The sequence below is a fragment of the Pseudomonas helmanticensis genome (assembly GCF_900182985.1).
In the GTDB taxonomy this organism is placed as follows: domain Bacteria; phylum Pseudomonadota; class Gammaproteobacteria; order Pseudomonadales; family Pseudomonadaceae; genus Aquipseudomonas; species Aquipseudomonas helmanticensis.
Genome location: NZ_FXUY01000001.1, coordinates 3,343,914 through 3,358,933, shown reverse-complemented (window position 1 = coordinate 3,358,933; position 15,020 = coordinate 3,343,914). Strand labels below are relative to the sequence as shown.

Genomic DNA, 15,020 nt, shown 5'->3' with positions numbered 1-15,020 from the left:
ATTACGCAGAAAAGCCCCGTTCAACTGAATGAACGGGGCCGACTGTTTTTGTAGGAGCTGCCGAAGGCTGCGATCTTTTGATTTTGCTTTTAAAGATCAAGATCAACAGATCGCAGCGTGCCGCAGCTCCTACAGGATCAGAAGTGGAAGTTGGTGCTCAACAGTGCCGTACGGCCCGCCGCCTGGTTGGCGAAGTGGGTCGAGAAGGCTTTGTCGTAGTAGGTTTCGTTGGTCAGGTTCTGCACGTTGAGTTGCAGGTCGACGTTCTTGGTCAGCTTGTACGCGGCCATCGCGTCGTAACGAACATACGAATCGACCATGGTGGTATTGGCCACGCTGCCGAATACGTCATCCACGTAGAACGCACCGCCGCCGATGGTCAGCTTCGGCGTGACCTGGTAAGTGGTCCACAGGCTGGCGCTGTTTTTCGGCGTGTTAGGCAGTTCATTGCCATCGTTGGCCCGGCCCAGTGGACCGCCGTCGACTTGTTCGCTGTCCATGTAGGCGTAACCGGCGAACACTTGCCACTTGTCGGTGATCTTGCCGCTGGCCGACAGTTCGACGCCTTGTACGCGGGTCTTGCCGGCGTTTTCGTAGGAAGTCGTATCGACTTGCACACGAGCGTTTTCTTTCTCGGTGCGGAAGATGTCAGCGGTCAGCGACAGGCGATCGTTGAGCAGATCCCACTTGGTACCGATCTCGTAGTTCTTGGTGGTTTCCGGCTCCATGTCGCTGCTCAGCAGGTTGCCGTTGCGATCCGCAGTGCCGCCCAACGGGTTGCCGTCCATGCCTTCGCCCAAGGTGCTGCCCGGCGGGGTGGCCGAGGTGGCGTAGGAAGCGTAGATGCTGCCGTTTTCCGCAGGCTTGTAGACGACGCCGAACTGGCCGGTGACGAACTCGCTGGTGTCAGCACCTTTGGAGGTGGTGTTGCCGGCGTTGTTGTAGCTCTTGTAGTCGGTGTCGAAGTGGTCGTAACGCAGGCCCATGTTCAGCAGCCATTGCTGGTTCAACTCCAAGGTGTCGAACACGTACAGCGCGTAAGTGTCGGCCTGAGTGTCGGTGCCGGCGTAGTTGCGCGAGATCGCGCCGTTCCACGGATCGTTCGGGTTCGGGTTCGACAGCGAGGTGCAGTTGTAGCCACTGGCTGCGCCAATCAGCCCCGGGTTGCAGTTGGTGGTCACGGCGCTGGTGCGCGGCGTGGTGTCGGTGTTGACGTTGTACGAGGACTTCTGGCTTTCCTCACGGGTGTACTCGACGCCCGTGGAGAAGCTGTTCTTGAAGCCGGCCACGTAGAAATTGCCGAACAGATCGGTCTGGTTGGTGGTGGTCTCGGTGTTGCTCACCCGAGTGTTGGCACGACGCCAGACGCTGCCGTTGTTGACGTTGCCCTTGCTGTCGTCCGGCTGGGTGAGGATGTAATCCTGCATGCTGGTGCCGTGACGCAGGGTGTTCTTGATCGTCAGCGAGTCGCTCAGGTCATGCTCGATGGCGAAGGTCGCGGTGTCGGTACGACCCTTGCGGAAATCGCGATCCAGACCGTAGAAATTGCTGTGGTCGCCACCGGCGTAAGGCTTGTCCGGATTGGACTTGGTACGTGCCGCAGAGCCGCCGGTCGGGATGGTGTAAGGGATGCCCGAATCCGGGGTGTCGTTGCTTTCGAGATGGTAGTAGTCGAGGTTGACGCGGGTGTCGGTGCCCAGGCCAAACGCCAGCGATGGTGCAATGCCCCAGCGGTCGTAGTCGACGCTGTCACGACCGGCGACGTTGCTTTCGTGGCTCATCAGGTTCAGACGGCCGGCAGCGGTGTCGCTGAACTGGTAGTTGCCGTCGAGGGTGTAGCGCTGGGTCTGGTCGGAACCCCAAGTGAAACCGCCGTCGAACGAGTTGCCCAGGTGCGCTTTCTTGCTCACCAGGTTGATGCTGCCGCCTGCCGCGCCACGCCCACCGATGGCGGAGTTCGGGCCTTTGCTGACTTCGATGTTTTCCACGGCGAAGATCTCGCGGCTCTGCGAACCGGTGTCGCGCACGCCGTCGAGGTAGGTGTCGCCCTGCGCGTCGAAACCGCGAATGAACGGACGGTCACCCTGCGGGTTGCCGCCTTCACCGGCGCCGAACGTGATGCCCGGTACGGTGCGCAGCGCGTCCTGCATGTTCAGGGCGCCAGTGTCTTTCAAGACTTGTTGCGGAATAACCGTCACCGAACGCGGTGTGTCGACCAGCGGTGCGGTGTACTTGGGCGAGGAGGCTTTCTCGACCTGGTAGGACGTTGGGTCCTGCGCTTCGCCGTTGATGGCGGTGGCGTCCAGTGCGATGGCATTGCCGGAGGCTTTGCTGTCGGTTTTTTCGGCAGCGAAGACCATGTGCCCGGCGGAGCCGGCGGTAATCGCTACGCCAATAGCCGAGGCGAGCAAACGTGGTGAACTGACCGGTAATTGTGCTTGTTGACGTGCCATTGTAATTCCCCTCCCCAAGGATTTGAGGCGGCGGAATATAGGTTAAACAGGTATCTGTATCAATTGCGAAATATTGCTAACTGCACTGAATTTACATTCTTTACAATTTAACCTTACGGTTTTTGCCAGTTCATTCGTCTCTCGGGTTTTACACGGCCAATAAGAATCAATACCATTGCCGCCTCTTTGCCATCAGGTGACATCGCCATGCTGCTGCACATCCCCGCACTGTTCGCGAAAGACGAGGTGCAGCGCATTCGCCAGGCACTGGAGCAGGCGGATTGGGCCGATGGCAAGATCACCGCTGGCTTTCAGTCGGCCAAGGCCAAGCACAATTTGCAATTGCCTGAAGGCCATCCGCTGGCCAAGGAAATCGGTGCGGCGATGCTTGAGCGGCTATGGAAAAATCCATTGTTCATGTCCGCCGCATTGCCGCATAAAGTCTTTCCGCCGTTAGTAAACTGTTACACGGCAGGCGGCAGCTTCGACTTCCATATCGACAACGCCGTGCGGCAGCCCAAGGGCAGCATCGAGCGCGTGCGCACCGATCTGTCGGCCACCCTGTTCTTCAGCGAACCTGAGGATTACGACGGCGGCGAGCTGGAAATCCAGGACACCTACGGCACCCAACAAGTGAAATTGCCCGCCGGCGACATGGTCTTGTACCCCGGCACCAGCCTGCACAAGGTCAACGCGGTCACTCGCGGCGCGCGCTATGCGTCGTTCTTCTGGACACAAAGTCTGGTGCGCGAAGACAGTCAGCGCGCGCTGCTGTTCGAGATGGACGGCGCGATCCAGCAACTCACGCACGACCTGCCCGATCATCCGTCGCTGATTCGCCTCACCGGCACCTATCACAATCTGTTGCGTCGCTGGGTCGAGGTATGAGTTTTCAGATTCGTCGTGAGGAAGTCCTCGACGGCGCGCAACTCAGCGCGATGCTCGAAGAAAGCCCGGCTCGCGCGGCACAGGCGATTTTGCTCGCAGCGGGTGAGGGCGTTGTCGAAGCGCAGGCTTTACTCGGACAGATTCTGCTGGATGGCCAAGGCATCGCGCAGGATCAGGCGCTGGCGCTGCGCTGGTTTGGCATCGCGGCCGGGCGCGGCCATCTGATGGCGCGCAACATGCTGGGTCGTTGTCATGAACATGGCTGGGGTTGCGCGGCGGATGCTGTGGTTGCGGCAGCGCATTATCGAATAGCTGCAGACGGTGGGCTGGATTGGGCGATGTACAACCTGGCGAATCTGCTGGCGACCGGTCGCGGTGTGGCGGTGGATCAACTTCAAGCGCTGGCGCTGTATCAGCGTGCCGCTGAAAGCGGGCATGCGAAGTCGATGAATCTGTTGGGGCGTTATCTGGAGGAAGGGCGCGAGTGCCCGGCAGATCCCGTCTGCGCGCGTGACTGGTATCGGCGTTCTGCCGAAGGTGGGGACTTTCGCGGGCAGTTCAGTCATGCGGCAGTGTTGGCGGACGACGGCCGAATCGATGAGGCGCTGCACTGGCTGCGCCAGGCACTTGAGGGCGGTAACCTGAACTTTTTGCGGGTCGGCAGCGATTCGCTTCTGGCTTGTGCGCATCCTCAAATGCGTGAAATGGCACACGCCTACCGCCGGCGGATGCTGCTGCTTGAGGCCAGCAGCGATGCCCTTCAAGAGCAATGAAGGGCATGCACTCTGATCAGCCGCGCAGCCAGCGTCCCTGTAGCTGATTGAGGTAATTGCGCAGCGCCTGGCTGTGTTTCAGCAGGTGTTCGCCGCGGATCAACAGTTCATCTTTGCTCGAAGTCTTAACGGCCGTGAGAAAGCTCGACAGCGCTTCAATCAGTTTGTTGACTTCACTGAGATAAATCTGCCGATGGGGCAACACTTTCTGCGTGTCCTGCAACTGTCGGGTCTTGTTGGCGTTTTCCTGCAATTGCTTTTTCAGTGAGATCACGCGTTCTTCACGTTGGACAATGCGTGTCTGGATGATTTGTCGGGCACTGATCAAGTCTTTGTATTTGATCAGCTCGTTAGCCTCGTCGAGAAACTTGTTGGCAACCGCCAGGCCGGCTTCCAGTGCCGCAGCTTCAGGAGTTTTGGGCTTGTTGCCGATCATCGAGCGCAACTGCTCGAGCAGTGGTTTGATCCGGTCAATGAAGCTCAGCTTTTCAAATTCGGTGATCGCCACATTCAGGACGGCTTCGTCTTGTTGCAATTCCGCCAGCGGGATTTGTTCGGCTGTGTGCTCGCGATCAAGATCGATTTTCGCGCTGGCCAGTTCGTCGATCCTGAAGCGATTGTTGCTGATGGTGACGCTTTCTACACCAAACACACTGTCTTTAAATGTCGAGTGCAGTTTTATCATTTGATCGGTACTCAGCTTCATCAGTTGCGTGACGGCTTCTGAGTATAACTTTCGGGCATTTTCAATTTTGGCAGTCGACTCACTTCCCTGAAGGCTGGCCAGAGACTGCAGGTTATCCTCCAGGTCATCTGTGTCGAGCGCAGTTATTGCCGAAGTGATGCTGTTGGCAGCCGTTTGGTCCATATCGTTGATCGCAGCGTTCAGACTGATCAGTTCATCGCTCAACGCTTTAATGTAGAGGTTGGCCGAGCCAGTGATTGCCTGATAACGAATAGCCTCACGGCTTTCTCGAACACGGCCAAGGTCAGGGAGTACGTAGTTAGTATTAGTCATGGAAGTATTTTCTTGATCAGGTAAATAAAGTTAATCAAATGCAATGATTAGCTGGTTGGCATTGAGTTGGACGGTTTTCCAGTTTTTTAGTACGACTTTTAAACTCGAGACGAAGCTTCTTAGGGTCAGGAAGTCATGCATGCTGATTATTTTGTTTTGTGAAGCCTTGATGTAATCGGTGATGGAGAGCCAGAGGGTCTCGAGTTGCGAGGTACTCTGGATTGCGCCATCCACGTAGATCGAAATACTGTCCAGTCCCGCCTGAAACTCCAGCAGAGTACCGGCGAGTACGTTTTTCTGTTTGACTTGTTCGGTCAGTAGCTCGCGCTGGGCAATCAGCGGTCTCAAGTGTGTTTTCTGTTGCATCTCAAGATGACGGTAATATATCGACGGAGGCGCGTTGATTCCGACGATAAAGCCAAGAATATTTTCGAAGAAGCCAGGATCGGTTTCCCGAGTCTTTTCTTCAATACGTTTTTGCGCTTCATCAATGGCGCGATTCAATTCGCTGATCTGTTGATTGATCTGCTCGTCGCCAGCCAGTTTCAGTTTTTCACCAATGCCCGGTGCAACCTTGTCGTTCAGCTCGGCCTTGAAATTCTTGAGTCGAGCGGCGACCTCCATACTGCTGAGTTTTTTATCGTCAATTGAAATTGCAATGAAACCGAGGAACTCCTGGATCGAGCCGAACCGGTTTTTCTCTTCTCTGCCAATCTCCAGCGGCGGCAGGCTGTTGATCTCTTCCTCTGTCAGCGTATCGATAGTACCGAGATAATTGATATAGCCAGGCATCGTCACGATCGCATCGATAACATCCTGGCCGAAGCTTTCCAGGTCTTCCGAAAATGTTGCCAGGCTTCCGGCCAGTTGCTTCATCGAATATTCGATATCGTTCCAGGAATTGGCATTGTTAATAATTGTGTGATTGAGTGTGACGATGTCAATCAGCTCAAGCCCGACAATACCGGTGTGCGTTGTTTTTAACTGGATCGCTACGTCTTCGACTGTGCGAGGCAAGTTTCTGGAGGCGCTGACGTAGTTTTTTATTTTACGAATGTCGTCTTTGGTGATAAGCGGGGTTGAACTCGATTGCACTTTATAATTCCTTTTTTAAGTGTTGTTTGAGTTCTCAGGTTATTCGTAGTTTTGCTCTTGAGTAAAATGATTGAGTGTGACTTGTTGTTGATGTGGGGCTTGTATTTTTCTTTAATGTTTTAGTGCTTGTGCTGGGTGATTTTTTACCACTAGGTTGTTTGCGGCGCTGATTAAGGATTTTCAGGTGATGAGAACTTCAGCGTCATGAGTAAATAATCAATATTAAATTTCCAAGAAGACAAGGAGTCTCCATGGACATCAAGATGAATAACAAGGTGATCGAAGCCGCCACCAAAGCCCCGATGATTTTTGTAAGTGCCTCTTTGGGTGAAGGTGAGGAGTACAACCGGGAAACCGGCATACAGCTGACGAAAGAACAAATCATCAGCCTCAGAAAATATGAAACTCTGGGCTTGTCCCTGCCGATTCAACTCGACGATGTTGCTGCTTACTTAAATTATGGCGCCGGTGATGACGGCGGCACAGGGCGTACTGCCCGCGATTTTCTGCGCACCTTCAGCATGACTTATCAGCATGCGCGACGCTGGTCGCCCTTGCGCGAGAAAATCATGCTGACGGGAACCGATCTGAAGATATTTGCCGGCAGCATTATTCGTACCGGTACAGCCATTGTAGAAGTGTATGAAGAGTTGAAAGTTTCGAAATACCTTGAAGCGCATGATATTTCCTCCGCTGAAGAATATCTGAAACTGCAACGACAGATCCCGGGACTTCCTGATCTTGAACTTGCACCAGGTGATGTCACCGACATCCGCAGTTATCTCAATGATCTTTTGAGCAAGATTCGGCTTTGTCACCAGAAAGCTCAACAAGTCCGCGGGGAGCTGGACAGCTTCGGCATCGATATGCGTGAAACCGTCCTGCCGGAAATCAAGCTGCGCCTGGAGTTCGTTTCGAGGAACACCTATGCGGCCGATATCAAAGCGCTGCAGGGGCAAATGGATCAGCGTTCTGCTGGAATCGATGAGTTGAACAAGCAGTACGAAAAGCTTGTTCAGGAAGCGATCAAGGCTGCGGCAAGCTTCAGCATTCCCGGCTTGGTCATGGGCATCTATCAAGGCGTCAAGGCAGAACAGATACGCCGTGAACGCAATGCGTTGAAGCTGCTGCAGCAAGCAGATAACCAGAAGATGGCCAGCAGGAATCAAACGCTGAGCTCTTTAAACAAGGTCCGCGACGATCTTCAAAACCTGAGTTATGTCGCGATCGAAGCCGAAGTGGCCACCCAGAATCTCATGCTGGTCTGGAATGCACTCAGTGATTATGTAAGCGGCTCTATTGCTGAGGTCGCAAAAATCGACGAGGCCGCGTCGTTGCGTCGATTCAAGAATCAGATCATCGATATCGTCGCGCCTTGGGAGCAGATCAAATCCAGTGCCGATCAGTTGCTTGCGGTGTTTGCAGAGGCCGATAAGGAGTACGAAAAAAATAATCTTGGAATTCGGAGTCGAACAGCAATGTATGGTTTATCAGTCAGCGCCGCTCAGCCAGTGTTCAATATGGGCAAGCTGCGCGGGAACAATGCTTCGGTGCAGCAACTGAATACTTCTGTGCAGATGCTTTACGAACAATTCGATTACATGCCGGGCATTGTTGGCTCCATGAATGGTGTGGCGCTGGCAGTGGGCAAGACGACTTTCGAGTTGCGCGACAAAGCTCAGAAAATCAGTATCAACATGGTCAACGCCGAAAGAAAACTGAAATCCTATCAGGCGGAACTTGGCTCCCCCGAAGATGCGGAGGAGGTGCGTGAAGATATGGAGGCGGAACTAAAAAACCTCTCCGCTAAAGTCAAAACGCAAACTCAGGATTTCCAAAGTATCCACAAGAGTTTTGGCGCACCCTATGATCGTAACGCCACGGCGGGACACCTGATTACCCTGGCCAGTGAACTTGCGGACACTGAGGAACTCCAGAGCGTCTCCGAGGATAAACTGGCAAAACTCGCTACCGAAATGAAGTCTGTCTCGGAAGCGATCGATCTGATCTCCAAAGCCGGCATCGAAAAAATCGGTGCGGAAGCCCGATTGTCGCTCGATAGTCTCAAGGCGCTCGGTCTGGCTCCGCCGCAGGTCCAAATCGCCCTGTTGGCTATCGATACCTTGAAAAAGTTGATTGCCGGTATTGGGGAGGCCATCTCCTTTCTGAACATGCTGGCCGCCTATCGCAGGCTCAACGAAAGAGCACTTGAACTGCGCGCGCAATTGCAAAAACACGACAACGATATGGCCCGCATTGCCGGGCGCATTGAGTTGGTCAATACACTGGACGAACTCGACGATGGGCGTTCGAAGTACGCCTCTGAATTCGCCAATCTGGTTGATGACTTCGAACTGCTCACGCTCGATTTCAGTCAGGACACTGCATTGCCGGTGGAAGATCGTGCGGACAAGGCCATTGCAAAAATCGCCGAGGCCGTTGCCTTTCTGAAGACCATTTCTCAATAACCAGGAGATGAGGAGGTGGGTGTTCAGACTTCCACCTCCTGCATAGGGAATAGGTTCAATGAGCTATGAGTTTTCTGCGCAGCAACGACGCGTGTTCGACCGCTATAGCCGCTGGCTCGGCATGTTGGTAGCGACGTTCGACAAGACCCCACAGGTATTTGAAGCACGCAGGCAAAGCGGCCACCAACGAGGTGCCTTGTCTTGGGATACGCGCCTGAACCGCGTGCACTTTTATGAGGAAACCCTGCAAGGGCACTGGAAGCGTGTTGGAAATATAAGGACTCTGGTCAGTCGTTACGTCGATGATCTGACGACATTTCGACGCGAGTCTTTGGAAATTACGCAGAGGAGCTCCAGAAGCGAGCCTCTCGCTCAAGTCGACTGCAGAATTTACAGCCTCTATCGCTCCACGAACTGGGGTGGAACTCCACCCAACAGCGTGAGATCTCTGGTCCAAGAGTTGGGTAGCCGCTTCTGGAGTCTGACCGGACAGACAACGCCGACGCATGGCATGATCGACACGATGGGTGAGGCCATATTCGGATTGAATGCGGCATTTGTGCGAATCATGGATTCGCCGTCGTGTGCGTGTCATTCGCAACCGACTGTCGCACAAGAGTTGTTCAGGAATACTGTCACGACACCTGCCTGGGACATTGCTTACTCTTCTGCAGACCCTTCAATCAGAGCGAGGGAGTATCAAGCCGATGTGGCGCGGCTGTTCAACGATTTTGTATTGTTGAATACTCAAATGGGCGTGTTCGTCAAGGAGATCACCCTGCGCCACAGGCTTGGGCAATGAACTGTCGCAAACTGAAAATATGACCACCATGGGCATGCTGAACTTCAAGAGTGAATCAGCTCTGGTAGGTGCGCAAGAGCTTTTGCAGATGTTGAATCACTTCGAAAACTGGTTCAAAAAATAAAAAAGGCCCAATCATGGACCTTTTTTTCAAGCGATACCGATCACACGTAATACGACTTCAGCGGAGGGAAGCCATTGAACTCGACCGCGCTGTAACTGGTGGTGTAGGCCCCGGTCGACAACCAGTACAACCGATCACCGATCGCCAGGTTCAGCGGCAAACCGTACTTGTAGTTTTCGTACATGATGTCGGCGCTGTCGCAGGTAGGGCCGGCGATGACCACTTCTTCCATCTCGCCTTTCTTCTCCGTCCAGATCGGAAACTTGATCGCTTCGTCCATGGTTTCGATCAGGCCGGAGAACTTGCCCACATCGGTATAAACCCAGCGCTCGACGGCAGTGCGCGACTTGCGTGCAACCAGTACCACTTCGCTGACCAGAATACCGGCATTGGCGATCAACGAACGGCCCGGCTCGAGAATGATTTCCGGCAGGTCATCACCGAAGTCTTCTTTGAGGAAACGGATGATTTCTTCGGCGTAGGTTTCCAGGCTGTTGGTGCGGGTGATGTAGTTGGCCGGGAAGCCACCGCCCATGTTGATCAGCTTCAGATGAATGCCGTCTTCTTCTTTCAGTCGTTCGAAGATCACTTTGACCTTGGCGATCGCTGCGTCCCAGACGCTGATGTCGCGCTGTTGCGAACCGACGTGGAAGGAGATGCCGTAAGGCACCAGGCCCAGGTCGCGAGCAAGAATCAGCAAGTCCATGGCCATGTCGGTCTGGCAGCCGAATTTGCGCGACAGTGGCCAGTCAGCCGTGGTCGAGCCTTCGGTGAGGATGCGCACATAGACTTTTGAACCCGGTGCAGCCTTGGCGATGTTGCGCAGGTCGGCTTCGGAGTCGGTGGAGAACAGACGCACGCCCTTCTCATAGAAGTAGCGGATGTCCTTGGATTTCTTGATGGTGTTGCCGTAGCTGATACGGTCGGCGCTAACGCCGCGATCCATCACCTTGTCCAGCTCGTAGATCGAGGCGATGTCGAAGCTCGAGCCTTTGTCTTTGAGCAGGTCGATGATCTCGACGGCCGGGTTGGCCTTGACCGCGTAGTAGACCTTGGCGAATTCGAAACCGGCGCGCAGGTCATCGTAAGCCTGGCTGATCATCGCGGTGTCAATCACCACGAACGGGGTTTCCTGTTTGTCGGCGAACGCCTTCATTTTGTCAAAAGTGGCGCGCGCGAAATAGTCTTCGACATTGATCGACATGTTGGGAGCTCCTATGGGCAAACTCGTAAAAACAATGGGTGCAAATGAACGCCCTCCGTATCCCCACTTTGGTTCGCCTACTTCCCAAGGCATGTCGCCGAAAGCAAAAAGGCCATGGGGCGTAGCCCTTGGCCTTGCTGTCTCGTCGTCAGTACTTGAGCCGGATGGATCGTTTCCAGCATGGACGTTCGGCGCGAACTTTAGGGCGTGAGGGGCCTGAGATCAACTAAAAATGTCGCGTTTTTGCACGCTTCTGACGTGCGTCGCGTTCAGCACTCTTTGTAGCCGACCGAGATGACGGGCAGATGTTCCCCGAGAATTTTCCAGTGTTAAAAATACCTGCACGTTCGCGGATTATGTCGGCTAAGTCGTGGGTAAGTGTGATGGCGGCAACATCGGCGACGTTGGCGGCGAGGGGAGGGTGTGAGGGGGATTTTGATGGTCTGGACGGCCGTCCAAGGCATGCTCTCCTGTTCTCAGGTGTTGAGATTCTTTTCCGCCTTGTGAATGACTGGGTATCGCCCTCGATCCTGTAGGAGTGAGCCTGCTCGCGATGACTTTTTTTCAGCCGACATCTTCATTGACTGATATTGCGCTATCGCGAGCAGGCTCACTCCTACAGGGTTTTGTGTTTTTAGCGGGTAATCAGGCGACTACGGCTTCAGCCGGAGAAACGATACTGGTCTTCATCCCGCGCGAACGGCCCGAGCTCAGATAAGCCGCAATCGACTCCTGCGTCACCTCACCGAGGAACACCCGTTCGGCATCCATCACCGGCAACCACGACCGATTGAACTCGTACATCCGCGACAGCAGGATGCGCAAATGCTCGTCGTATGCCGCCGTGGCGTTGAACTCACGCAGGAATTGCGCGCAAGTGCCGGTCTGACGGTGCAGATCACGGCGACGCACATACCCCAGCGCCTTGTTATCGGCACAGGTGACGACGACATAGCGACGGTCATGCTCATCCATCAATTCCAGCGCATCGGCCACCGGCGTTTCCGGGCTCACCGATGGCGCGTTGTCCGCCGCATCTTCTGCCTTCACCAACAGCAGACGCTTGAGCGTGCTGTCCTGACCGACGAAGTTGCTGACAAAGTCGTCGGCCGGGTGCGCAAGCAACGTGTCCGGGTGATCGATCTGCAACAGTTTGCCGGCGCGGAAGATCGCGATCTTGTCGCCGAGTTTGATCGCTTCGTCGATGTCGTGGCTGACCATGATCACGGTCTTGTTCAGCGCGCGTTGCATCTCGAAGAATTCGTTCTGGATCATCTCGCGGTTGATCGGGTCGACCGCACCGAACGGTTCGTCCATCAACAGCAGCGGCGCGTCCGCCGCCAGTGCACGGATCACGCCGATGCGCTGTTGCTGGCCACCGGACAGTTCGCGCGGATAACGATGCAGATACTGCTTGGGCTCAAGCTTGATCATGCTCATCAATTCGCGGGCGCGGTCGTGGCATTTCTGTTTGTCCCAGCCGAGCAGTTTCGGCACGACAACGATGTTTTCTTCGATGGTCATGTTCGGGAACAGACCGATCTGCTGGATCACGTAACCGATGTTGCGACGCAGGGTCACTTCGTCGAGATCGGTGGTGTCTTCGCCGTTGATGAGGATCTTGCCCGAGGTCGGTTTGATCAGGCGGTTGATCATTTTCAACGTGGTGCTTTTGCCGCAGCCCGATGGCCCGAGGAACACACAGATTTCGCCTTCATTGACGGTCAGGCTCACCGAGTCCACGGCTTTGACGTCTTTGCCGTTGCTTTGGAAAGTTTTGCTGAGGTTTTGAAGTTCGATCATTTGAGCAGTCCTTTTGGAGTCAACGAGCGTTGCAGCCATTGGAGAAACAGGTCAGCGAAAATGGCCAGAAGACTGACCAGCAGCGCGCCGACGATGAGCATCGACATGTCACTGCGGCTGATGGAAGCGAGGATCAATACACCGAGGCCGCCGGCGCCGATGGTTGCGGCGATGGTCATCACGCCGATGTTCATCACCACGGCGGTACGCACGCCAGCGAGGATCACCGGCACCGCAATCGGCAACTCGACCATGCGCAGGCGTTGGCCGAAGGTCATGCCGATGCCGCGTGCGGCTTCACGGATGCCCGGTTCAACGCCGGTGAGGGCGAGGTAGGTGTTGCGCATGATCGGCAGCAGCGAATAGAGGAACACGGCGGTGATCGCCGGCATCGGGCCGAGGCCCTGGCCGAACTTGGAGTAGAACGGCAGCAGCAGGCCGAACAGGGCAATCGACGGCACGGTCAGCAGCACCGTGGCGCTGGCTTGCAAGGGACCGGCGAGGGTCGGAAACCGCGTCATCAAAATGCCCAACGGCACGCCAACGACAATCGCCAGGGTCACGGCGATGCCGACGAGGGTGATGTGCTGCCAGGTCAGGTGCATCACCTGCTGCCAGTCGAGATGGGAAAAGGCGTTCAGGAATTCCATGACTTCTCCTCTCTTAATTCAACGGATGTTGGCGCAGGAAATCGGCGGCAACTTTCGATGGGCTTTCGTGATCGACATCGACCCGCGCGTTGAGCTGGCGCATGGTTTCGTCGTCGAACAGTTCGGCCAGCGGTTTGAGTTGTTCGGCCAGTTGCGGGTGTGCGTCGAGATAGGCCTGACGTACCACGGGGGCGGCTGTGTAGTCGGGGAAGTAATGCTTGTCGTCTTCCAGCAACTTCAGGCCGAAGGCGTTGAGGCGACCGTCGGTGGTGTAGACCAGACCGGCAAACACCTGGCCGTTACGCAGCGCGGTGTAGACCAGCCCCGCGTCCATCTGGCGGATGTTGTTGCGGGTCAGGTTCATGCCGTAGAGATCGACCATGCCGATCAGGCCGTCGGAGCGGTTGGCGAACTCGGTGTCCAGCGCCACCAGATGATTGGTCTTGGCCTCGGCGCGCAGCACTTCGTTCAACTGGCTGATGTTGTTGATCTGCGGATATTCCTCGGCGACCTTTTTTGGCAGCGCGAGGGCGTAGGTGTTGCTGAATTTCGACGGTGTCAGCCAGATCAGGCCTTTCTTCGCGTCGAGTTCTTTCACTCGGGCGTAGGACTGGGCGCTGTCGAGTTTCTCGGTGACATGGTTGTAAGCCACCAGCGACACGCCGGTGTATTCCCAAAGCATGTCCAGTTGCCCGCTTTCATGGGCGCTGCGGGCGAGGTTGCTGCCCAGACCACCGGTGATCTGCGCGTCGTAGCCTTTGCTGCGCAGGTACTGTGCGGTGATTTCGGCGAGCAGGGTCTGCTCGGTAAACACCCGGGCGCCGAGGCGGATAACCGGTTTTTCAGCGGCTTGGGCGACGCCTGCGAACAGCAGAATGCAGCCCAGAATCAAACTAAATCGTTTCATAGGTATTCCTTCGCAAAAGCCTTAAGACGTGCGCAAACCGCGTTCCAGCCAGAGTCGGCTGGCGAGGGTGACGACGCCATCGAGCAGCAAGGCCAGCAGCGCGGTGCACGCGGCGCCGAGCAGCAGTTGCGGCTGATTGTTCAGGGCGATGCCAGGGAAGATCAGGCTGCCGAGGCTGTTGGCACCGATCAGGAAGGCCAGCGGCGCGGTGCCGACGTTGATCGCCAAGGCCACGCGCACACCACCGACAATGATCGGCACGGCGTTGGGCAATTCGACTTTCCACAGCACTTGGCGCGGCGTCATGCCGATGCCGACGGCCGCTTCTTTCAGCGAGCCTTGGACATTTTTCAGGCCTTCGTAGGTGTTGCGCACGATCGGCAACAGGGAGGCGAGGAACAAAGCGAAGATCGCCGGGCCACTGCCGATGCCGAGGACGCCCAGGGCAATCGCGAGCACGGCCAGCGGAGGCACGGTGTTACCGATATTGAAGATCTGCATGAAGCGTTCAGCGCGGCCGACCATGGTCGGGCGACTGAGGAAGATGCCGGCGGGGATGCCCACGACAAGGGCGGCCAGCATTGAAGCGAGGACGAGAATCAGATGAGCTTGCAGGTAAAACAACAAATCGTCGCGGTAGTGTTCGATCGTGTTGATGCCGATCCAGTGGACCAGCAGGGCCAGGAGCGCGATCACCACCGCACCTCCCATCAGCCCTTTGCCATAGCGGATAGCCACAGGCGGACTCCTTTTTTTGTAGTCGGCGAGCGCAGTCCCGTGTGGCATGCCAAGCCTTGGCTGCCGGGAGCGTCGTTCGCGAAAAGTAGCCGTTTTT

Annotated in this window: 12 protein-coding genes; 4 read left to right on the top strand and 8 right to left on the bottom strand. The window is 55.7% G+C overall.

Annotated features, from left to right (window positions below; genetic code table 11):
- Positions 1-137: 137 nt before the first annotated feature.
- A complete protein-coding gene (locus tag QOL84_RS15130) occupies positions 138-2,453 on the bottom strand; it encodes a TonB-dependent receptor (RefSeq protein WP_283437712.1) in 2,316 nt (771 codons plus the stop codon).
- Between the two features lie 207 nt (positions 2,454-2,660).
- Here QOL84_RS15130 and QOL84_RS15125 point away from each other — a divergent pair, with 207 nt between their 5' ends.
- The gene (locus QOL84_RS15125) at positions 2,661-3,341 is read left to right on the top strand and encodes a Fe2+-dependent dioxygenase (protein WP_129389024.1); all 681 of its coding nucleotides are present in this window, start codon (positions 2,661-2,663) and stop codon (positions 3,339-3,341) included.
- Positions 3,338-4,114: a tetratricopeptide repeat protein gene (locus QOL84_RS15120; RefSeq protein ID WP_283437711.1), complete on the top strand. Its 777-nt coding sequence runs from the start codon at positions 3,338-3,340 to the stop codon at positions 4,112-4,114. The genes QOL84_RS15125 and QOL84_RS15120 overlap by 4 nt, the downstream gene beginning before the upstream one ends.
- A gap of 16 nt (positions 4,115-4,130) precedes the next feature.
- Here QOL84_RS15120 and QOL84_RS15115 read toward each other — a convergent pair whose 3' ends face one another.
- Entirely contained in the window at positions 4,131-5,132 is a 1,002-nt protein-coding gene (locus QOL84_RS15115) for an alpha-xenorhabdolysin family binary toxin subunit B (RefSeq protein ID WP_283437710.1), read from the bottom strand.
- Between the two features lie 30 nt (positions 5,133-5,162).
- On the bottom strand, positions 5,163-6,227 hold the full coding sequence (locus QOL84_RS15110; protein WP_283437709.1) for an alpha-xenorhabdolysin family binary toxin subunit A: 1,065 nt from the start codon (positions 6,225-6,227) through the stop codon (positions 5,163-5,165).
- A 251-nt stretch (positions 6,228-6,478) separates the two neighbouring features.
- On the opposite strand from QOL84_RS15110, the gene QOL84_RS15105 reads away from it, so the two are divergent.
- Positions 6,479-8,695, top strand: coding sequence for an alpha-xenorhabdolysin family binary toxin subunit A (locus tag QOL84_RS15105; protein WP_283437708.1), 2,217 nt, complete (start codon positions 6,479-6,481; stop codon positions 8,693-8,695).
- Between the two features lie 58 nt (positions 8,696-8,753).
- Positions 8,754-9,497: a hypothetical protein gene (locus QOL84_RS15100; RefSeq protein WP_283437707.1), complete on the top strand. Its 744-nt coding sequence runs from the start codon at positions 8,754-8,756 to the stop codon at positions 9,495-9,497.
- A 164-nt stretch (positions 9,498-9,661) separates the two neighbouring features.
- Here the strand turns inward: QOL84_RS15100 and QOL84_RS15095 are convergent, their stop codons facing one another.
- The 5 genes from QOL84_RS15095 to QOL84_RS15075 form a co-directional block, all read right to left on the bottom strand.
- Entirely contained in the window at positions 9,662-10,825 is a 1,164-nt protein-coding gene (locus QOL84_RS15095; protein WP_071485924.1) for a type III PLP-dependent enzyme, read from the bottom strand.
- 645 nt (positions 10,826-11,470) lie between these two features.
- Complete coding sequence (locus QOL84_RS15090; protein ID WP_129389040.1) at positions 11,471-12,628, bottom strand: osmoprotectant ABC transporter ATP-binding protein OsmV; 1,158 nt, start codon at positions 12,626-12,628, stop codon at positions 11,471-11,473.
- A complete protein-coding gene (locus QOL84_RS15085; protein WP_007915307.1) occupies positions 12,625-13,278 on the bottom strand; it encodes an ABC transporter permease in 654 nt (217 codons plus the stop codon). The genes QOL84_RS15090 and QOL84_RS15085 overlap by 4 nt, the downstream gene beginning before the upstream one ends.
- A 13-nt stretch (positions 13,279-13,291) precedes the next feature.
- Positions 13,292-14,185 (bottom strand): glycine betaine ABC transporter substrate-binding protein, encoded by an 894-nt coding sequence (locus tag QOL84_RS15080; protein ID WP_283437706.1) that lies wholly within the window; start codon positions 14,183-14,185, stop codon positions 13,292-13,294.
- 21 nt (positions 14,186-14,206) lie between these two features.
- A complete protein-coding gene (locus QOL84_RS15075; protein ID WP_181429342.1) occupies positions 14,207-14,896 on the bottom strand; it encodes an ABC transporter permease in 690 nt (229 codons plus the stop codon).
- Positions 14,897-15,020: the final 124 nt, after the last annotated feature.

Coding starts and splice junctions, on each gene's coding strand:
- QOL84_RS15125 (WP_129389024.1), top strand. CDS start 2,661: ATGCTGCTGCACATCCCCGCACTGTTCGCGAAAGACGAGGTGCAGCGC.
- QOL84_RS15130 (WP_283437712.1), bottom strand. CDS start 2,453: ATGGCACGTCAACAAGCACAATTACCGGTCAGTTCACCACGTTTGCTC.
- QOL84_RS15105 (WP_283437708.1), top strand. CDS start 6,479: ATGGACATCAAGATGAATAACAAGGTGATCGAAGCCGCCACCAAAGCC.
- QOL84_RS15085 (WP_007915307.1), bottom strand. CDS start 13,278: ATGGAATTCCTGAACGCCTTTTCCCATCTCGACTGGCAGCAGGTGATG.
- QOL84_RS15095 (WP_071485924.1), bottom strand. CDS start 10,825: ATGTCGATCAATGTCGAAGACTATTTCGCGCGCGCCACTTTTGACAAA.
- QOL84_RS15115 (WP_283437710.1), bottom strand. CDS start 5,132: ATGACTAATACTAACTACGTACTCCCTGACCTTGGCCGTGTTCGAGAA.
- QOL84_RS15120 (WP_283437711.1), top strand. CDS start 3,338: ATGAGTTTTCAGATTCGTCGTGAGGAAGTCCTCGACGGCGCGCAACTC.
- QOL84_RS15090 (WP_129389040.1), bottom strand. CDS start 12,628: ATGATCGAACTTCAAAACCTCAGCAAAACTTTCCAAAGCAACGGCAAA.
- QOL84_RS15080 (WP_283437706.1), bottom strand. CDS start 14,185: ATGAAACGATTTAGTTTGATTCTGGGCTGCATTCTGCTGTTCGCAGGC.
- QOL84_RS15075 (WP_181429342.1), bottom strand. CDS start 14,896: ATGGGAGGTGCGGTGGTGATCGCGCTCCTGGCCCTGCTGGTCCACTGG.
- QOL84_RS15100 (WP_283437707.1), top strand. CDS start 8,754: ATGAGCTATGAGTTTTCTGCGCAGCAACGACGCGTGTTCGACCGCTAT.